Origin of the sequence: Pseudomonas sp. LTR0 (genome assembly GCF_036630035.1) — a bacterium.
Taxonomy (GTDB): domain Bacteria; phylum Pseudomonadota; class Gammaproteobacteria; order Pseudomonadales; family Pseudomonadaceae; genus Aquipseudomonas; species Aquipseudomonas putida_Y.
In genome coordinates this window covers 1,476,625-1,493,482 of sequence record NZ_CP123734.1, presented here as the reverse complement: position 1 = coordinate 1,493,482, position 16,858 = coordinate 1,476,625, and the positions used below count along the sequence as shown (strand labels likewise).

General features: G+C 55.9%; 17 protein-coding genes, 1 pseudogene and 1 riboswitch. Of the genes and pseudogenes, 11 read left to right on the top strand and 7 right to left on the bottom strand.

The features are described from left to right. Positions 1-28: 28 nt before the first annotated feature. Positions 29-1,375, bottom strand: a complete 1,347-nt coding sequence (locus QCL51_RS06985) for a dihydroorotase (RefSeq protein WP_338444680.1) — start codon at positions 1,373-1,375, stop codon at positions 29-31. Beyond that, positions 1,372-1,785: a phosphoribosyl-AMP cyclohydrolase gene (gene hisI / locus QCL51_RS06980; protein WP_338444679.1), complete on the bottom strand. Its 414-nt coding sequence runs from the start codon at positions 1,783-1,785 to the stop codon at positions 1,372-1,374. Before hisI ends, QCL51_RS06985 begins: the two co-directional genes overlap by 4 nt. 101 nt (positions 1,786-1,886) lie before the next feature. Between hisI and QCL51_RS06975 the strand changes: the two genes are divergently transcribed. Then, positions 1,887-2,324: a DUF4440 domain-containing protein gene (locus QCL51_RS06975; RefSeq protein WP_338444678.1), complete on the top strand. Its 438-nt coding sequence runs from the start codon at positions 1,887-1,889 to the stop codon at positions 2,322-2,324. A 68-nt stretch (positions 2,325-2,392) separates the two neighbouring features. Next, entirely contained in the window at positions 2,393-3,400 is a 1,008-nt protein-coding gene (gene hemB / locus QCL51_RS06970; protein ID WP_338444677.1) for a porphobilinogen synthase, read from the top strand. 55 nt (positions 3,401-3,455) lie between these two features. On the opposite strand, the gene QCL51_RS06965 is transcribed toward hemB, so the two are convergent. Next, positions 3,456-4,655: an N-acetylmuramoyl-L-alanine amidase gene (locus QCL51_RS06965; RefSeq protein WP_338444676.1), complete on the bottom strand. Its 1,200-nt coding sequence runs from the start codon at positions 4,653-4,655 to the stop codon at positions 3,456-3,458. A gap of 185 nt (positions 4,656-4,840) precedes the next feature. Between QCL51_RS06965 and QCL51_RS06960 the strand changes: the two genes are divergently transcribed. The 7 genes from QCL51_RS06960 to QCL51_RS06930 are packed head-to-tail and all read left to right on the top strand — an operon-like array spanning position 4,841 to position 10,842. Continuing rightward, positions 4,841-5,242: a Fur family transcriptional regulator gene (locus tag QCL51_RS06960; protein WP_338444675.1), complete on the top strand. Its 402-nt coding sequence runs from the start codon at positions 4,841-4,843 to the stop codon at positions 5,240-5,242. 48 nt (positions 5,243-5,290) lie between these two features. Next, positions 5,291-6,502 carry a zinc metallochaperone GTPase ZigA gene (gene zigA, locus QCL51_RS06955; protein ID WP_338444674.1) on the top strand — a complete coding sequence of 404 codons (1,212 nt, stop codon included), beginning with the start codon at positions 5,291-5,293 and terminating at the stop codon, positions 6,500-6,502. A 52-nt stretch (positions 6,503-6,554) separates the two neighbouring features. Next, entirely contained in the window at positions 6,555-7,475 is a 921-nt protein-coding gene (gene folE2, locus QCL51_RS06950) for a GTP cyclohydrolase FolE2 (RefSeq protein WP_338444673.1), read from the top strand. After that, positions 7,420-8,592 (top strand): GTP-binding protein, encoded by a 1,173-nt coding sequence (locus QCL51_RS06945; protein WP_338444672.1) that lies wholly within the window; start codon positions 7,420-7,422, stop codon positions 8,590-8,592. Before folE2 ends, QCL51_RS06945 begins: the two co-directional genes overlap by 56 nt. Further along, positions 8,589-10,004 (top strand): cysteine--tRNA ligase, encoded by a 1,416-nt coding sequence (cysS, locus tag QCL51_RS06940; RefSeq protein ID WP_338444671.1) that lies wholly within the window; start codon positions 8,589-8,591, stop codon positions 10,002-10,004. The genes QCL51_RS06945 and cysS overlap by 4 nt, the downstream gene beginning before the upstream one ends. Beyond that, positions 10,001-10,255, top strand: coding sequence for a membrane protein insertion efficiency factor YidD (yidD, locus tag QCL51_RS06935; RefSeq protein ID WP_338444670.1), 255 nt, complete (start codon positions 10,001-10,003; stop codon positions 10,253-10,255). Before cysS ends, yidD begins: the two co-directional genes overlap by 4 nt. Beyond that, on the top strand, positions 10,249-10,842 hold the full coding sequence (locus tag QCL51_RS06930) for a 6-carboxytetrahydropterin synthase (RefSeq protein ID WP_338444669.1): 594 nt from the start codon (positions 10,249-10,251) through the stop codon (positions 10,840-10,842). The genes yidD and QCL51_RS06930 overlap by 7 nt, the downstream gene beginning before the upstream one ends. A 196-nt stretch (positions 10,843-11,038) precedes the next feature. On the opposite strand, the gene QCL51_RS06925 is transcribed toward QCL51_RS06930, so the two are convergent. Further along, positions 11,039-12,352 carry a PAS domain-containing methyl-accepting chemotaxis protein gene (locus QCL51_RS06925; RefSeq protein WP_338444668.1) on the bottom strand — a complete coding sequence of 438 codons (1,314 nt, stop codon included), beginning with the start codon at positions 12,350-12,352 and terminating at the stop codon, positions 11,039-11,041. A gap of 613 nt (positions 12,353-12,965) precedes the next feature. Further along, positions 12,966-13,190 (bottom strand): annotated as a pseudogene (locus QCL51_RS06920) (hypothetical protein); the annotation flags it as partial. Positions 13,191-13,376: 186 nt separating this feature from the next. Next, positions 13,377-13,438, top strand: a riboswitch (Fluoride riboswitch). Positions 13,439-13,578: 140 nt separating this feature from the next. Between QCL51_RS06920 and crcB the strand changes: the two are divergent. Both crcB and QCL51_RS06910 read left to right on the top strand, forming a co-directional pair. Beyond that, positions 13,579-13,962: a fluoride efflux transporter CrcB gene (gene crcB / locus QCL51_RS06915; RefSeq protein ID WP_054881840.1), complete on the top strand. Its 384-nt coding sequence runs from the start codon at positions 13,579-13,581 to the stop codon at positions 13,960-13,962. A 10-nt stretch (positions 13,963-13,972) separates the two neighbouring features. Then, on the top strand, positions 13,973-14,296 hold the full coding sequence (locus QCL51_RS06910) for a DUF190 domain-containing protein (RefSeq protein ID WP_054881839.1): 324 nt from the start codon (positions 13,973-13,975) through the stop codon (positions 14,294-14,296). Between the two features lie 289 nt (positions 14,297-14,585). On the opposite strand, the gene arsJ is transcribed toward QCL51_RS06910, so the two are convergent. Continuing rightward, the gene (gene arsJ / locus QCL51_RS06905; protein WP_338444667.1) at positions 14,586-15,818 is read right to left on the bottom strand and encodes an organoarsenical effux MFS transporter ArsJ; all 1,233 of its coding nucleotides are present in this window, start codon (positions 15,816-15,818) and stop codon (positions 14,586-14,588) included. A 9-nt stretch (positions 15,819-15,827) separates the two neighbouring features. Further along, a complete protein-coding gene (locus tag QCL51_RS06900; RefSeq protein WP_338444666.1) occupies positions 15,828-16,832 on the bottom strand; it encodes an ArsJ-associated glyceraldehyde-3-phosphate dehydrogenase in 1,005 nt (334 codons plus the stop codon). Between the last annotated feature and the right edge of the window lie 26 nt (positions 16,833-16,858).

The following is a 16,858-nucleotide window of genomic DNA, read 5'->3' as shown; positions in this document are numbered from 1 at the left end:
GTCGCTTCCACATCAGTAATGAGGTTTATCAGGAACGCTGCGCACCGAAGGCGAGTGGTAACCCTTGGCAACCCTCATTAAGCCGCCTTTCGTGCCATGCAATCTGCCCAGATACGATTGTGGTGCTAACACGATGACGCAGCCGATGATTCTGGAACGGCGTCCACTGGCAGTGAGCAAGGATGGGATCAAGGCTGACGGGGCGTGGACTTTCAAGCCGCTCAATCAATGCCAGATCAGCCCAGTAACCTTCGCGCAGGTATCCACGCTCTTGAATCGCGAACAAATCGGCGACCGCATGGCTGGTTTTGTGCACCAGTTGAGTAATCGGCAGAATCCCCTCCTCGACCAACTCGAAAAGAGCCGGAAAAGCATGCTGCACTAGCGGCAGGCCTGAAGGTGCCGATGCATATGGCCGCTGCTTCTCCGCCAAGGTGTGAGGCGCATGATCAGTGCCGATCACATCGATACGGTCACAGAGCAATGCTTGCCGCAAAGCATCTCGATCCTCACGAGTTTTGATGGAGGGATTGCACTTGATGAGATTCCCAAGGCTTGCATAGTCACGGTCATCGAACAGCAGATGGTGCGCGCAAACCTCAGCGGTGATCAGCTTGTTTGCCAGCGGCCCGGGCTCGAACAATCCCAGCTCTTTGGCCGTAGTCAGATGCAGCACATGCAACCTTGTGCCGAATTTGTTAGCCAGCTCCACCGCCAAGCGGGAAGAACGGAAGCACGCCTCCACATCACGAATTTTCGGATGCATCTGCGGCGGAATGAAATCACCGAATTGCTCCCTGTAACGCGCCTCATTAGCCAGGATTGAAGGCGTGTGTTCGCAGTGCGCCAATAGAATCGTGGGTACGCAGTCAAAGAGGCGCTCAAGCACCTTGGGATCATCAACGAGCATGTCTCCCGTAGATGCCCCCATAAACACCTTCACCCCAGCCACATGGCGAGGATCTAGCCCCGCAACGATATCCAGGTTGTCTTTGCTTACGCCAAAATGAAAGCCATAGTTGGCTACTGAGGACGCCGCGCCCCGTGCCTTTTTGTCGGCAAGGGCGTCGACAGAAAGTGTCGCAGGATTGGTGTTAGGCATGTCCATGAAACTGGTGATGCCACCTGCGACAGCGGCTCGAGACTCACTTGCCATGGTCGCTTTATGCAAGGCACCTGGCTCTCGAAAATGCACTTGATCGTCGATCATCCCAGGCACAAGCCAGCAACCTTGCGCATCGATTTCGACAGGCACGTTTTCGCTACCGATGCTTCCGGCGATCTTCTCAATCCGACCGTAGGCAATAAGAACGTCGGCATCGAAGACTTCACCCTCGTTCACTAGCCGAGCATTTCTGATAAGGATGCGGGTCATGCTGGAGCCTCCCCTGGATTGCCAGTCACCACCACCTCATCACCGTCAATTACGTTATAGAAACAGCTGCGACGACCCGTGTGACATGCGGCCCCGACCTGGTCGACGAGTAGCAGCAACGCATCTCCATCACAGTCCAAGCGAACCTCCTTAACGTGCTGAACATGCCCAGATGTCTCGCCCTTACGCCAGAGGCCCTGCCGAGAACGCGACCAGTAACAGGCCCGACGGGTTTCCAAGGTTTCTCTGAGCGCGTCTTCATTCATCCAAGCAAGCATCAGCACCTCACCGCTGTCATGCTGCAGCGCAATTGCAGCGACGAGACCTTGAGAGCTCCAGGGCACCTGACTGAGCACGTCACTTAAAGCGAAGCGGCTTCCCGCCTCCGCCTGTTCGAGCTTGAGAAACATGATCCGAGATCCAAATCGCAACAGTTATGTTATAACATATCATAGATTTGCTCTAGCATGAGAATTTCACCTCCCAATTCAGACCCATTAGGTAAGCATTTATGAGCGAAGCCCCTACCCTCTCCGTCAACACTGAAACGTACGCCGACACCGAGCTGGCTTGCCTCGCGGGAGCTAAAGCTGCCCTCTATCGGTGGGCAGCAACCGTCGCTACTCGCGATGTCGACAAGATTCTTGAGCTCTATGCCACAGATGCCATTCTGGTTCCTACCCTGTCCAACCAGGTGCGTGATTGCGATGACAGTCGCCGGAACTACTTCGAGAATTTCCTAGCCAACGATGGCCTTGTCTGTGACATCCAGGTCTTCAAAAAACGGGTAAGCCGAAAGCTGGGTACCGTGGTTGTTGGAGGGCTCTACACCTTCGTCTACCGTGATGGTGGCGAGCAACGCGTTGTGCCAGCGCGATTCCTTTTCACTTTTGAGCGCATCAACGACGAGTGGCTGATCACTGGCCATCACTCTTCGATCGAGGCTTGATCCAATCTAGGCTTGTCCCTATACGGATGAGCCTGCTCTTCTGATTGCTCGCTTATACAGATTGACTCATGAATCACTTTCCAGCACTAGGAAGCTATCCTGCCGTACGTCTTCGTCGCAATCGTGCTGACGATTGGACACGTCGGCTGGTAGCTGAAAACACGCTGTCCGTAAACGATCTGATATGGCCAATTTTCCTGAAAGAAGGTGCGGGTCTAAATGAACCCGTGAACTCAATGCCAGGCCAGCTAAGGGTGAGCCTGAATGAACTCATTGACCATGTCGGGCGAGCCATGGAGCTCGGAATTCCCGCTATAGCGCTGTTTCCGGCGACATCACCAGAGCGAAAAGATAGCGAAGGCAGCGAAGCGCTTAATCCGGACAACCTGGTCTGCAAGGCAGCCAGATTACTGAAGTCGACCTTCCCTAACCTCGGTCTCATTGGCGACGTAGCCCTGGATCCCTACACCGACCATGGTCACGATGGCGTGCTGCGCAAGGGTTTGGTAGCAAATGATGAAAGCCTTGAGCTTCTGGCGCGACAGGCCATTGTCCAGGCACAGGCTGGCATCGACACGCTCGCGCCTTCGGACATGATGGATGGACGCATCGGCGTATTGAGATCAGCCCTGGACGCAGCAGATCTCAAAGACGTACGACTCATGTCCTATGCGGCCAAGTATGCCTCTGGCTTTTACGGGCCATTCAGGGACGCCCTCGGCTCCTCTGGAGCACTGAAAGGCGATAAGCGCACTTACCAGATGGATCCCGCAAACAGCGACGAGGCCCTGCTAGAGGTTGCTCTGGATCTGCAAGAAGGTGCGGACATGGTCATGGTCAAACCAGGCATGCCTTATCTAGACATCATTCAGCGCGTAAAGGCGACATTCGCCGTTCCGACTTTTGCGTATCAGGTAAGCGGTGAGTATTCCATGATCAAGGGCGCCATTGATCATGGATGGCTGGATCCGGACAAGGTCATCCTGGAGTCCTTGATGGCGTTTAAGCGAGCCGGCTGCAGCGGCGTACTCACCTACTTTGCCATCGAGGCCGCTCAGCGATTGACCCGCGGTTGACATCAAGATCTCGCAACGTTGAGCAGGCTGCAACGTCGCGAGAGTACGCTATCCCTCAGGCTGTTTCGGCTCTGGCCTGAGAGGCGATCAGACTGCCTGGTGGTGGCTGCTGCCGGAAGTAGCTATCCACCCCAGCGAAAATCGCATCGGCAATTTTGCGCTGGTGACGTGTATCGTGCAGCCGTCGACAGTCCCCGACGTTGGAGATGAAACCTGTTTCGACCAAAATTGATGGTATGGCGGCGGACTTGAGTACCGCGAACCCAGCCTGCTCAACCTTCGACTGATGCAGCCCCGAGACCTGTCCCAACTGCGAAAGCACCTGATGCCCAAGATCCAAACTGGTTGAAATGGTGGCATTCATCGACATGTCGAGCAGCACACCAGCAACCATCGGATCTTCTTTCCTTAGCCTCACGGCCAAGCCACCACCGACAGAATCAACCCCGTTTTCTCGCTGAGCCATCCAACGCGCCATTGAAGAACTGGCGCCATTCTGCGACAGCGCAAAGACTGATGCCCCTGAAGCGGTAAGTCTTGGGGCTGCATCAGCATGAACAGAAACGAACAGATCAGCGTTCAGACGCTGCGCTACTTCTGCCCGCTTGCGTAGCGGAATGAATATATCGCCGGAGCGCACGAGCCGAGCTTTGTAACCCTTCTGGGCATCAATTCGTTTAGCCAGCAGCGTCGCGATCTGGAGTGCAATAATTTTCTCCTGCTCCCCTTTTGCACCAACCGCACCCGGGTCTTTACCGCCATGTCCCGCATCAATGACTACTAGGAGGTCTCGGTTGACCTTCCCCTTTGCTTGTACCGGTGATTGCTGAGTAGCTGCTGCGACGGCACTCCCCCTGACAGGTAGATCAGGAAGAAGCAGCTCCAACTTACGCCCATTGCCTGAGATAGGCCGAAGCTCCCCTTGAATACCTGACTTGGCCAGATCCAGGACAATTCGCAGATTCCCCGTGGGTGTTTTTCCGCTACGTACAGCGCGGATCGGTGTACCGTCGAGCAAGAGACCGTCCAACGTCGTATCGAGTGCTGCTTGCTGAAGATCAAGTACCAAACGCGGCGGAGACTCCAAGCTGAAGCTGCTCGCAGTTACCGGGCCGGTCAGGTCAAGCAGAAGCTTGGTAGATCCCCCCGAACGAACGACACTCACCCGCCGAACTGCCTGGGAAGCCTGCGCAGCAAACGAGGCCGGCAGCGCTAGACCAGCCAAGATAAATTTCAACAAGCTACGTCTGTCCATACACCTTCCGCACATTCAAAAATTTCCGCTGGCCAGACAGAATCTCGGCACTTCATACGCCTTCAACCGCCCGGAACCCTGACACGCCCTCGCGATTTTTTTTGTGGCGTGCTCATGAGTGTTACGTTATAACATGGCTTTTATGGATATTCAGACTCAAGTTTCACGTTCGACAGGGGGGCCGCATGCAATTGACCACTAACCAGCAACGGGTGCTGGCAACCCTTCAGCAGTCGAGCAGGCCGCTGAGCGCATACAAGATCCTTGAGCGCCTCAAGAGCGAGGGTTTCAAGGCCCCCATACAGATTTATCGAGCACTCGGCTGCCTCGCCGAACGTGGTTTGGTGCATCGCCTGGAATCTCTGAATGCTTATGTGAGATGTGCTCCCCCTTCTACCGAGCAAGGGGTAAGGGCGTTTGCAATCTGCGACTCATGCGGCCACGTCGATGAGTTCATCGTCCCATCGCTCAACCGGTACCTCGGCACCTGGATGAAGCAAAACGTGTTTTCCCTGGGCAGCTCAACCATAGAGCTCCATGGGAAATGCGCGACTTGTAGCAAGCTCGATCGCACCTCCGACAGTTAGCACCGACGAGCCCCCTATTTTCGTCACCCTTTTCCGTGAGGCCTCCTGATGACAGCCCAACATTCAAGTGAAGCGAAAAAGCTTCCTGTGACAGTCCTTTCTGGCTTTCTGGGAGCCGGTAAAACCACGTTGCTCAACCACATTCTGAATAACCGTGAAGGTCGACGGGTCGCGGTCATTGTCAATGACATGAGTGACGTCAACATCGATGCTGCATTGGTTCGTGAGGGAGGCGCAGAGCTTTCCCGTACCGATGAGAAGCTGGTTGAAATGAGCAACGGCTGCATCTGCTGCACCCTGCGTGAAGACCTGCTGCTTGAGGTAGATCGCCTCGCCAAAGAAGGACGATTCGATCAGCTAGTCATCGAGTCGACTGGCATTTCTGAACCCCTGCCCGTGGCGGAGACCTTCACCTTTGAAGGTGAAGATGGTCGCAGCCTCGGCGAGGTAGCTCGGCTCGACACCATGGTCACCGTAGTGGATTCGTTCAATTTCCTCCGCGACTACAGCTCGCGCGACAGCTTGCAGGCACGAGGTGAATCGCTGGGAGAAGAGGATGTTCGCACCGTAGTAGATCTGCTGATCGAGCAGATCGAGTTCTGCGATGTGATCGTTCTCAACAAGATTGATCTGATCAGTGAGGACGAGCGGCAACAACTCATCGCGATCCTCAACAGCCTGAATCCTCGGGCAAAGATGGAGATCTCAGAGTTTGGCAAAGTCCCTCTGGATCGTGTGCTCAACACAGGCTTGTTCGACTTCGACGAGGCCTCTCGAGCCCCGGGCTGGCTGCAGGAAATGCGCGGCACCCATACACCTGAAACGGAAGAGTATGGGATCCGCAGCTTCGTATACCGCGCCCGTCGGCCATTCCATCCCGAGCGATTCCATGAGCTAGTGGAGCGTGAATGGCCAGGCGTCGTGCGTTCAAAAGGCTACTTCTGGCTCGCCAGCGAGCCGGCAATGGCGGGCAACTGGTCGCAAGCAGGCGCAGTGGCCCGACATGGCCCAGCGGGCTACTGGTGGGCAGCCATCCCACAAGACCGCTGGCCGACGGATACCGAGTCCGTCGAGAACATTCGCGCCAAGTGGGACAAGGACGTGGGCGATGCACGACAAGAGCTCGTACTCATCGGCATGGACATGGATGAGCCCGCGCTGCGCGCAAGCTTCGATGCCTGCTTGCTCACCGATGAAGAAATGGCGTTAGGCCCGAAGGGCTGGATGAAATTGGCCAACCCACTTCCAGGCTGGAACTGAATTGAAAGAGCCCTCCTGTCATGGGAGGGCCAGACACCTGCGGACATACCAAATGAGTGCACAACTACCCGACGTTTCCGTCACCGATCTTGCCCCGACCCTTGGCCCTCTGGAATGGGTTGGCATGCAAGGCATCGACATACCGGTGACGATTGACGAAGCGGGCTATCACCGCGAGCTTCATGCCAGAGCGGACGTACAAGTCGATCTACCTGCCCCCCAAGTCAAGGGCATCCATATGTCCCGGCTCTATCGCCTGCTGGACAGCTGGGGAGAAGGTCATCACATCTCACCACCGCATGTTCGCGAGTTGCTTAGCAGCATGATCGAAAGCCATCACGATTGTGACAGCCGAAGCGCTCGCCTCCAACTGGACTTCGATCTCCTCGTGCGCCGCCCGGCACTCGTCACCGAGGGTTTGTCTGGCTGGAAATCGTACCCAGTGAACGTGAATGCATCCTTGGTAGAGGGCGCTTTTTCCTTGAGCGTTGAAGCCACGATCGGCTACTCATCAACGTGCCCCTGTTCAGCGGCGTTGTCGCGGCAGCTAGTCGAAGAAAGCTTCCTGAAAGCGTTCACAAATCAGTCCGCAGTTGAACCGGCGATCGTGGCGCAATGGCTGCGTGCAAACGCATCCATAGCAACTCCACATAGCCAGCGGAGCGAGGCGCATGTCTCTGTCTTGATTGATCAAGACGCTGCCAATTTGGGTCTCCTCTCGTTGATCGACTCGGTAGAAAATGCGCTGGGTACGCAGGTGCAGACCGCGGTGAAACGAGCCGACGAGCAAGCCTTCGCAGCACTGAATGGGCAGAATCTCATGTTCGTAGAAGATGCCGCACGGCGGATTCGTGCAGTCCTTTCGAACTACCGAGCCCCGAGAGTCCACGTCAAACACCTGGAAAGCCTACACCCTCATGACGCTGCTGCGTGGTCTGCTCCTCACCGACATGAGGCTGATCATGGGAAGTGAATCGCAGCGCTCGTTGATCCCCGTCACGCTGCTGACTGGATTCCTGGGCAGCGGCAAAACGACATTGCTAAACCAGTTGGTGAGGCAGCCGGCGTTTGCCAACACGCTGATCATCATCAACGAATTTGGTGAGATGGCTCTCGACCATCTTCTGGTTACCTACAGTAACGAGAACATTATCATGGAAATGGGCAGCGGCTGCGTCTGCTGCACCATTCGCGGAGACCTTGTCCAGATGTTGCAAGACATCACATGGCGTTTCTCGCGGGAGGGGAGCCGCCAGTTTGATCGTGTACTAATCGAAACGACCGGCTTGGCCGATCCTGCACCGATCATCCACACGCTCATGACGCATGCTCAAATTGCGCCAAAGTATCGACTTGATGGTGTAGTCGCGACAGTAGACCTAGCCACCGGAATGGCAACGCTTGATGGTCATCAGGAGGCGATCAAGCAAGCAGCCATGGCTGACGTGCTGCTGCTCACCAAAGGTGACCTCGTGAGCCCAGAACACAGGGCCGATCTGCTTGAGCGGCTCGCCGACATCAACCCGGCAGCACCTCGGTGGGAAATTCAGAACGGCGAGCTGCTGGCTGAGAAGATTCTGGGTTTGGGCCTGTTCACCCACGAGGGTAAGTCGCCCGATGTCGAAGGCTGGTTAAAGGAGCACGCATACAAGGCCAGCTCTGCCCCTAAATTCCAAGTCGCACCTCAGCCTGAGAACAGTATGAATCGAGGGCTGTTCTCTGCGGGCTTGCGAGCACCTCAACAGGACGTAAACCGCCACGGCGACCGAATTCGTGCGTTCTGCTTCACAATTGACAACCCCATCAGTGAACTTGCTTTGGAATGCTGGCTCGAGGTGTTAATGACCTTGCTGGGAAGCGACATCCTCCGGGTTAAAGGCATCCTCAATATTGAGGGACGAGACACGCCGATCGCCCTCCATGGCGTGCAGCACATCTTCCATCCGTCCGCGCCGCTTCCTGCATGGCCGACTGAAGACCGGCGTTCCCGCTTGGTCTTCATCACTCAAGACGTGACACGAGAGATGATCGAGGCGACGTTCAGAGCCTTTAAAGACAAGGCAGGGCATATCGAAGGCATCAGCGTATGAGGTCGAGCATCCACCTTCACAACACCCTCACCCGGCAGAAAGAAGCGTTGCGCACAGAGCAGCCTGATCGGGTGACCATGTATGTATGCGGCCCTACCGTCTACAACTACGCGCACATCGGCAATGCTAGACCTGCAGTTGTCTTCGACATCCTTGCCAGAGTCCTGCGCCACGAATTTAACGAGGTCGTTTACGCGCGAAATTTCACGGACGTGGACGACAGGATCAATGCTGCAGCAATCGCGTCAGGCTCTCCCATAGCGGACATCACCAGCCGCTTCATTGATGCCTACCATGAAGACATGGCAGCCCTTGGAATCGCCTCACCCGACCTGGAACCACGTGTTACCGACCATATTCCAGAGATCATCGCGCTGATCAAACGACTCGTTGAGCGCGGCCATGCCTACGTCGAGCAAGAGCATGTGCTCTTCCACGTCCCCTCGTACCCCGCATACGGCCACCTATCAGGGCGCTCACCCAAAGACATGTTGGCGGGGGCAAGGGTCGAGGTAGCTCCCTATAAGCGCAGCCCTTTGGACTTCGTTCTCTGGAAACCTTCGACCTCTGAAATGCCCGGCTGGAGCAGCCCTTGGGGACGAGGTAGACCAGGATGGCATGTAGAGTGCTCTGCCATGATTGGTCGACACCTGGGCCATACCATCGACATTCATGGTGGAGGCCAAGATCTTATTTTCCCTCACCACGAAAATGAGATTGCTCAGGGCGCATGTGCGAACGGCACACTCTACTGCCGCATGTGGGTGCACAACAGCTTCGTTACCGTCGATGGGCAGAAGATGTCCAAATCACTGGGCAACGTATTGTTAGTCCGAGATCTGCTTGCTCAGGCACCTGGAGAAGCGATTCGATTCGCGCTGCTGTCTACCCATTACCGCCGTCCGATGGACTGGAATACGCAGCGCCTGCAGTCTGCTGTCCAAATCCTGATTAGGTTCTATACCTCACTGTCGAAGGTCAGTTCGTTGATCGCTCCTGCTGATGTGGCGCCGGACGACCAAGTGCTGAATTCGTTAAAGAATGACTTGGGCGTAACCGAGGCACTGGCCCGGCTGCATGTAATCAGGTCGGAGCTCGATCAGGCGGGGACAGATGAAATGCGGTCGCTCAGTAAAGCACGGTTGCTCAAATCTGCTGGACTGCTCGGCCTACTGCAGCAAGAGCCTCACGCCGCCCTCGCTGCCTTGACCCCCCCAGTAGTGCCTTTGGAACAACCGCTGAGTCATCGACAGCATCTTGAGTCATTGCTGGAAGCAAGAAACAAAGCACGTAGTGCGCGCGACTTCGCGAGAGCCGACGCCCTGCGTGACGAGTTGCTAGAAGCTGGCTTCAGCATCGAGGACAGCCCAGAAGGCTCCAAGCTGCTCCCGGCAGCAAGGAGCGTGATATGAAGCGATGGCCGAACACGATTCTGATTGCGCTGGTGCGCGGCTACCAACTCTTCATCAGCCCAGCCTTAGGCAATCGATGCCGATTTCACCCCTCATGCTCCCAGTACTCGATAGAAGCACTGCGAACTCATGGCGCGCTGATGGGCAGCTGGTTGACGCTACGCCGGCTCTTGCGTTGCCACCCACTGCATCCCGGTGGATTTGACCCTGTACCGTCGAAAGGCAGCAAAGAAAAAGGTGGTTCATGCTGATCCGTAAGCTATTCAAATTCGAAAACGCGCACATCGTGCGAGGCTGCAGCACCCGCCGCTGCTCTCACTCGATTCATGGGCACTCTTACAAAGTGGAGCTGCTCTTGCACGCTGACGCCTTGGATAACGGGCAGATGGTGTACGACTTTGGGCTGCTTAAAGGGGACGTTCGTGAATTGATCGACGCCTTCGATCACGCCGTCGCGATCTGGTCACAGGATGATCCTGATTACATTGCGTACATTCGCAGGCATTCAGAGCGCTGGGTACTCATCCCCGTGTCACCGAGTGCTGAGCAGTTCTCCAGATTGATCTTCCGCTTGGTGGAAACCGCCTTGGAGAACACCGAAATGAAGAACGGTGAATCCGGCGTTCAGCTCCACTCTGTGATCGTGCACGAAACCGAAACGGGGTATGCGCAGTGCTTCCGCGAGGATGTTGTGAACCCCCGTATGGGCTTGATTGACCTCGACCTCATTGAGTTCTCTCCCGCGATCATTGCCCAGTGGGCTGACCCCAAGGTGTACGAACGGCTGAAGTCGAAGCCCACCATGATCCAGACCGAGCTGGAAGGTTTGTGTAGCTGATGCCCTGCGCGAGTAGCCGTGATGCTGCTAAAACTTGCAGCCCACCCAATTTATGACCAGGGCGTCCGCTAGCGGACGACCCACAGTATTTTAAGATCGAGAAGCCTGTGACGATGCCAGATAACGCACACCCCCCACCTGCTTCCATCACACTACCAGATCGATCAACCTCGCCAACAGAGCAATAAAGGTGGGTCTACTTCACCTCGTTAGCGAAGCGCCCAACGGCTTCTACTACTTGCTTTGCTCCATTCTGAATCTCGAGGATAACCGTGCCCGCCTCGTTGGCGAGTACCAAGCCCTCCTCGGCTTTCGCACGACTGCTGAACATCTGGGCGACGGCCTTATCAGCGAGCTCCTGGTTTTGCTGAACGACGTTCACAATCTCTTCGGTCGCCGAGCTGGTATGGCCTGCGAGCTTTCGGACTTCGTCGGCAACCACAGCGAAGCCCCGCCCCTGCTCTCCGGCACGTGCCGCTTCAATCGCCGCATTCAAGGCAAGAAGGTTGGTCTGCGACGCAATACCGCCAATGGTTTGAACGATTGAGCTGATCAACGCAGATTGCTTACCGAGCGCCTCGATGCTGTCGGTTGCGAGCTTCATTTGCTCAGCAATACTTCGCATCGTGCCTACCGTTCGCGTTACCACGACAGCGCCGTGCTCGGCACTTGAGTCCGTTCGTTGCGACACATCAAAAGCAACACCGGCGGCATCTTTAACTTCTTGCTCTCTAGCCACCTGGTCGGTAACCACACTCGCAAATTTCACGACCTTAGCTAGGTTGCCCTCAGTGTCGTGCACAGGGTTGTAGGTTGCCTCCAGCCAAATATCGTTGCCACGCCCGTCGACTCGCTTGAAGCGATTCGCGACGTACTCTCCACGGTTGAGTGTCTTCCAAAAACTTACGTACTCATCGGATGCCGCTTCTTGCGTCGAACAGAACATGCGATGGTGTTTGCCTACGATCTGGCCCAGTGAGTAGCCCATGGCATCGAGGAACTGTTTGTTCGCCGTGATCACGGTGCCATCCAATTTAAATTCAATGACAGCTGTTGACCTAACTAACGCCTCAATCAGAGCCTCATTCTCCTTGGCCTGCTCAACGGTACGTGTGATCTCACTGCCGTAACCCTGGACATGAGCCAAGCTACCATCTTGGTTTCGAATAGGAAGCCAGTAGATTTTCAACCATGCAAGAGTACCGTCAGCACGCAGGTAGCGATATTCGTCATTGACGGGTTCGAATCGCGCCACAGCTCGATTGAAGGCGTGGAAGCAAGGGAGATCTTTGACGTAAGGCGGGACGATCTCGGAAAGCGGACGGCCATCCAAATGGTCGCCTGAATACCCCAAGGTATCCAAGAAAAGTCGATTGACCGCACAGATCCGAAACTGAGCATCAAGTCTTATGGAGAGCATCCCTCTGTCCATTTGCTCGACCTGCTGACGTAGCAGATGTAGCTCCGCACTCTGCTCCTGCAGCGTTTTTTTGAGTTTGCGGTTGAACAATTTTAGGCTCCACGCGTGCTGAATGAGCAATTATCGACACAGGCCACTTTTTCTTGAGCGGCCAGTCAATTTTTGATTGGGTGGGAGGGGTGGCACGCCAACAGCGCTATGATTTCCAGTCAAGGAACAAGGAGGGACTCTCGCTCTGAAACCAGACAGACCCTCTAGAAGCGCCGTTGGCCTCACGGGGGGGGTAGACTGATGTGAAGTGGAACCTCTGAAAATCGAAGATCTCTATGCGATTGCAGATCAGGCTGGTAACGAAGGCTGAGCATTTTGGCTCAAGAAGATGGCCCAAGCCTCATATGAGTTTTGGTGCCATTGCACAGCATCGTCCCAGAGGACGCCGTTGATCTCGCCCCGAGAAATGAGGTGCCTGAGCCTGGAATTTGAAGCATCCAATTCGAGCAGATGCCTATGAGCGGTGTAGCGAAAATCGTCGTTGCTTAGCATTGTACTGATGGCCCAAAGGGCTGGCTCGAGGATACGTGCCGATGTCTCTGTGCATCATTATGACATCAAAACGAATCGGTAGTTCTGACCTTACCAAACGCCTCACGCCCTCTGTCGCGAAAGCTGTCTCGGGACGAACGCTGAGCTAGCCAGGAGGTGTTCATCCGGAAGCAGCTGGTCGAGTAGCTGCTGAGACGCCTTGATTAGCTATCCGGCGAGCCATCGCGATACCCGATGCCAGTGCATGTGACATAGATTCACCTAGGCGCGAATCGAACGCCTCCACGTGAACCGCCATGCCTTAGAGTGCGTAGACGCCAATGAACATTTGCGTATTACCTGTCCGAGACACTCGCACCTAGACATCAACGTGAGTGCCATCGTCGAAGGTCGCAAGCGTCTACCGAACCCGTACTGAACAATTGGATTGGAAATCCACTTACCAATTTTCGAACTTCTATGGAGGGCAGTTGGGTAACCTCACGTCACCATGACAGTAGACACCGTGTCCCGGGAGGCCATACTGATTTGAGTGCTTGGAGGTTGAATTTTTCGGTACCGTTGCTTTAGGATCCTCTCAGGAGATGGCATTCCTCCTTAAAACCGCTTCGTGCTGATGATGCCTACGTGAACCCTGGACAGGGTGCGTAGGTGTGCCCCTGTCCATCAATTTAGGACAGGATTGTGACTACCATTCTCATATCAGCTCTCTCACTCCGCGTACTGTTATCAGCAGCTCCTCAGCTCTACCGGCCCAGAGGAGATTTGCAGCCATGCTGAAGTCACTATTAGTTATTGCCATCGGCGCATCACTTGGTGCCTGGTTGCGCTGGCTCCTAGGCATGAAGCTCAACGCACTGTTCCCGACAATTCCCCCAGGCACTGTGGTGGCGAACATGGTCGGGGGTTACATCATCGGACTAGCCATCGCGTTCTTGGCCGCATCTCCTTCCTTAAGCCCTGAATGGCGCCTGCTGGTCATCACGGGTTTCTGTGGGGGACTTACCACCTTTTCCACCTTTTCAGCCGAAACAGTTGCCCTAATCCAAGAAGGGAGATTGCTGTGGGCACTTGGCTCGATTTCGTTGCACGTCGTGGGCTCGTTGGCGATGACGGCTGCCGGGCTTCTGTCCTTTCAAATGATTGGCACGCGTTGAGGAGATGGGAATGAAAGGTTTTCTGGTGATTTTCTTTACCCAACAGAACCGTCGTTACCAGGGAAAGATGCTGGGCGACTGGATCGTTGATTTAGCAAAGGAAATGGGGCTGCGTGGCGCGACCCTTTCTACAGGTATCGAGGGCTTTGGGCATACTGGTCGGTTGCACTCCTCGCATTTTTTTGAACTGGCGGATCAGCCGACCGAAATTCGCATGGCTATCACCGAGGACGAATCCGAAAGATTATTCAGGCGATTGGAGCTAGAGGAGATCTCAGTGTTTTACATAAAGACCCCAATCGAAATGGGCACCGTCGGCAAAAAGGCCAACTAGCCCAGACCCCTTCTTAACCCCTTGGAGATACGAACATGAGCTATGCGGAAATTCCCGCTGGAACGCAATAGCGCGTCGGGGCTGGCGTTAGAGGCGGTAATCCAGAGTCTTGGTGATGCCCGCTCCCTCATTGGTCTGCGGCGAGCAGCGATATGTGGTCACGAGACGCTTACCGGGATCTGCCGGCTAAAGCGCTCGAGACCACTGGGCACACCAGTAAACTCAGCAAAGGCCTCGTAAATGTGGAATAGAAAATCATTGGGAACGGGGGCTGGATCCCTCTTGGTGCCTAGCTGACCTGTGGCGCAAGGTCGTCGTGCCTGGGCAAAGCAATCGAAATGAGCGCGGCAACCAGTACAAAGCCACTAGACACCCACAAGCACGCCTCCAAGCCATAGGCCTGAAACACCCAGCCGGAAAGCAGTGTGCCCACCAAGCGCCCAAGCGCATTGGACATGTAGTAGAAGCCAACGTCCAGCGATACCCCGTCTTCCTTGGCGTAGCTGACGATCAGATAGCTGTGCAGCGACGAGTTCACGGCAAATAGCATGCCGAACAGCATCAGCCCACCGATCAACACGGCTTGTGCCGACCAGCCTGATGTCAGGCCGAGAGCAATCAGCGCGGGCAGCCCGGCCAGAACGATCGCCCAGATGAATGCAGCTCTGCCGTCGGGTACATGGCCCTGCTTTTTGCCGGTGATGTGGGGGGCGAAAGATTGGACGATGCCGTAGCCGATGATCCAGGCGGCCAAGAAACCACCAACCTGCCAGAAGTCCCAGCCGAATGTAGTGCTCAGGTAGACCGGCAGCGCAACTACGAACCACACGTCACGGGCACCGAAAAGAAACAGCCGTGCGGCCGAGAGGAGGTTGATCGCCCGGCTCTTGGACAGCATGTCGCGGAATTTCGGTTTGACCTTGGCCTTGCCCATGTCTTTTTTCAGCAGAACCAAACTGCCGATCCAGATCAAGGCCAGCACTGCTGCCATGACCAGCACCGCCAAGGTGAAGCCTAGCAGTGCAAGCAGTGCGCCACCGAGAAAGAACCCCACCCCTTTGAGCGCGTTTTTCGAACCAGTGAGGATGGCCACCCACTTGTAGAGGGTGCCTTGCTGGTTGTCCGGTACCAAGAGCTTGATCGAGCTCTTGGCGCTCATTTTGTTCAGATCCTTGGCGATACCAGACAACGCCTGGGCTCCCATGACCCATGGTACCGTGAGCCAGACTGCCGGCACCGTGAGCATGAGCAAGGCCAGCACTTGCATGCCCAAGCCGATGTTCATGGTGCGATTGAGTCCCAGGCGGGCGCCGAGGTAGCCGCCCACCAGGTTAGTGATCACGCCAAAGATCTCATAGAACAGGAACAGCGCTGCGATTTGCAGCGGCGTGTAGCCCAGAGTATTGAAGTGCAATACCACCAACATGCGCAGTGCGCCGTCGGTGAGGGTGAAGGCCCAGTAGTTGCCGGTAACCAGCAGGTACTGACGCACTTCCGCAGACAGGGCTGACAACGCCTTCATGATCGCCGATTACTCCGCCATGCCGACCAGTCGAGCCAGCTCCGCAGCGCGGTTGGCGTAGCCCCATTCGTTGTCGTACCAAGCGTAGATCTTCACCTGGGTACCGCTGACCACCAAGGTCGACATCGCATCGATGATCGAAGAGCGTGGATCGGTACGGTAGTCGATGGACACCAGTGGCCGTTCTTCATAGCCCAGGATGCCTTTCAGTGGGCCTTCGGCCGCCGCCTTCAGCAGCGCGTTCACCTCTTCAGCCGTTGTGGCACGCTCGACCTCGAACACGCAGTCGGTCAGCGAGGCGTTGGCCAGCGGAACGCGTACGGCATGACCGTTCAACTTGCCGCGCAACTCAGGGAAGATCTCGGCGATGGCCGTGGCCGAACCGGTGGTGGTTGGAATCAGGCTCATGCCAGAGGCACGGCCGCGGCGCAGATCCTTGTGAGGCGTATCGAGGATGCTCTGGGTATTGGTCAGGTCGTGGATGGTGGTGATCGAACCGTGGCGGATGACCAGGTTCTCGTGGATGACCTTGACCACCGGAGCCAAGCAGTTGGTGGTACAGGAGGCGGCGGTAACGATGCGGTGTTGAGCTGGATCAAAAAGGTGGTGGTTGACGCCCATCACCACGTTCAGCGCACCGTTCTCCTTCACCGGAGCACAGACCACTACACGTTTGACGCCTTGATCCAGGTAGGCCTGGAGCACAGCCACCGACTTCATCTTGCCGCTGGCCTCGAGGACGAGATCACAGCCCGACCAGTCAGTGTCAGCGATCGCCTTGTTCGCGGTGACTTTGATGCGCTTACCCTCGATCACCACCGAGTCGCCTTCAGCGCTCGCCTCACGGTGCCAGCGACCGTGAACCGAATCGAAGTTGATCAGGTGGGCGTGCGTCGTGGCGTCGCCGGCCGGATCATTGATCTGGACGAATTCAAACTCTGGCCAGTCCCAGGACGCGCGCAGCGCCAAGCGACCGATGCGGCCGAACCCATTGATGCCTATTTTGATTGCCATGTTGTTGGTCTCGAATTGCCGTCAGT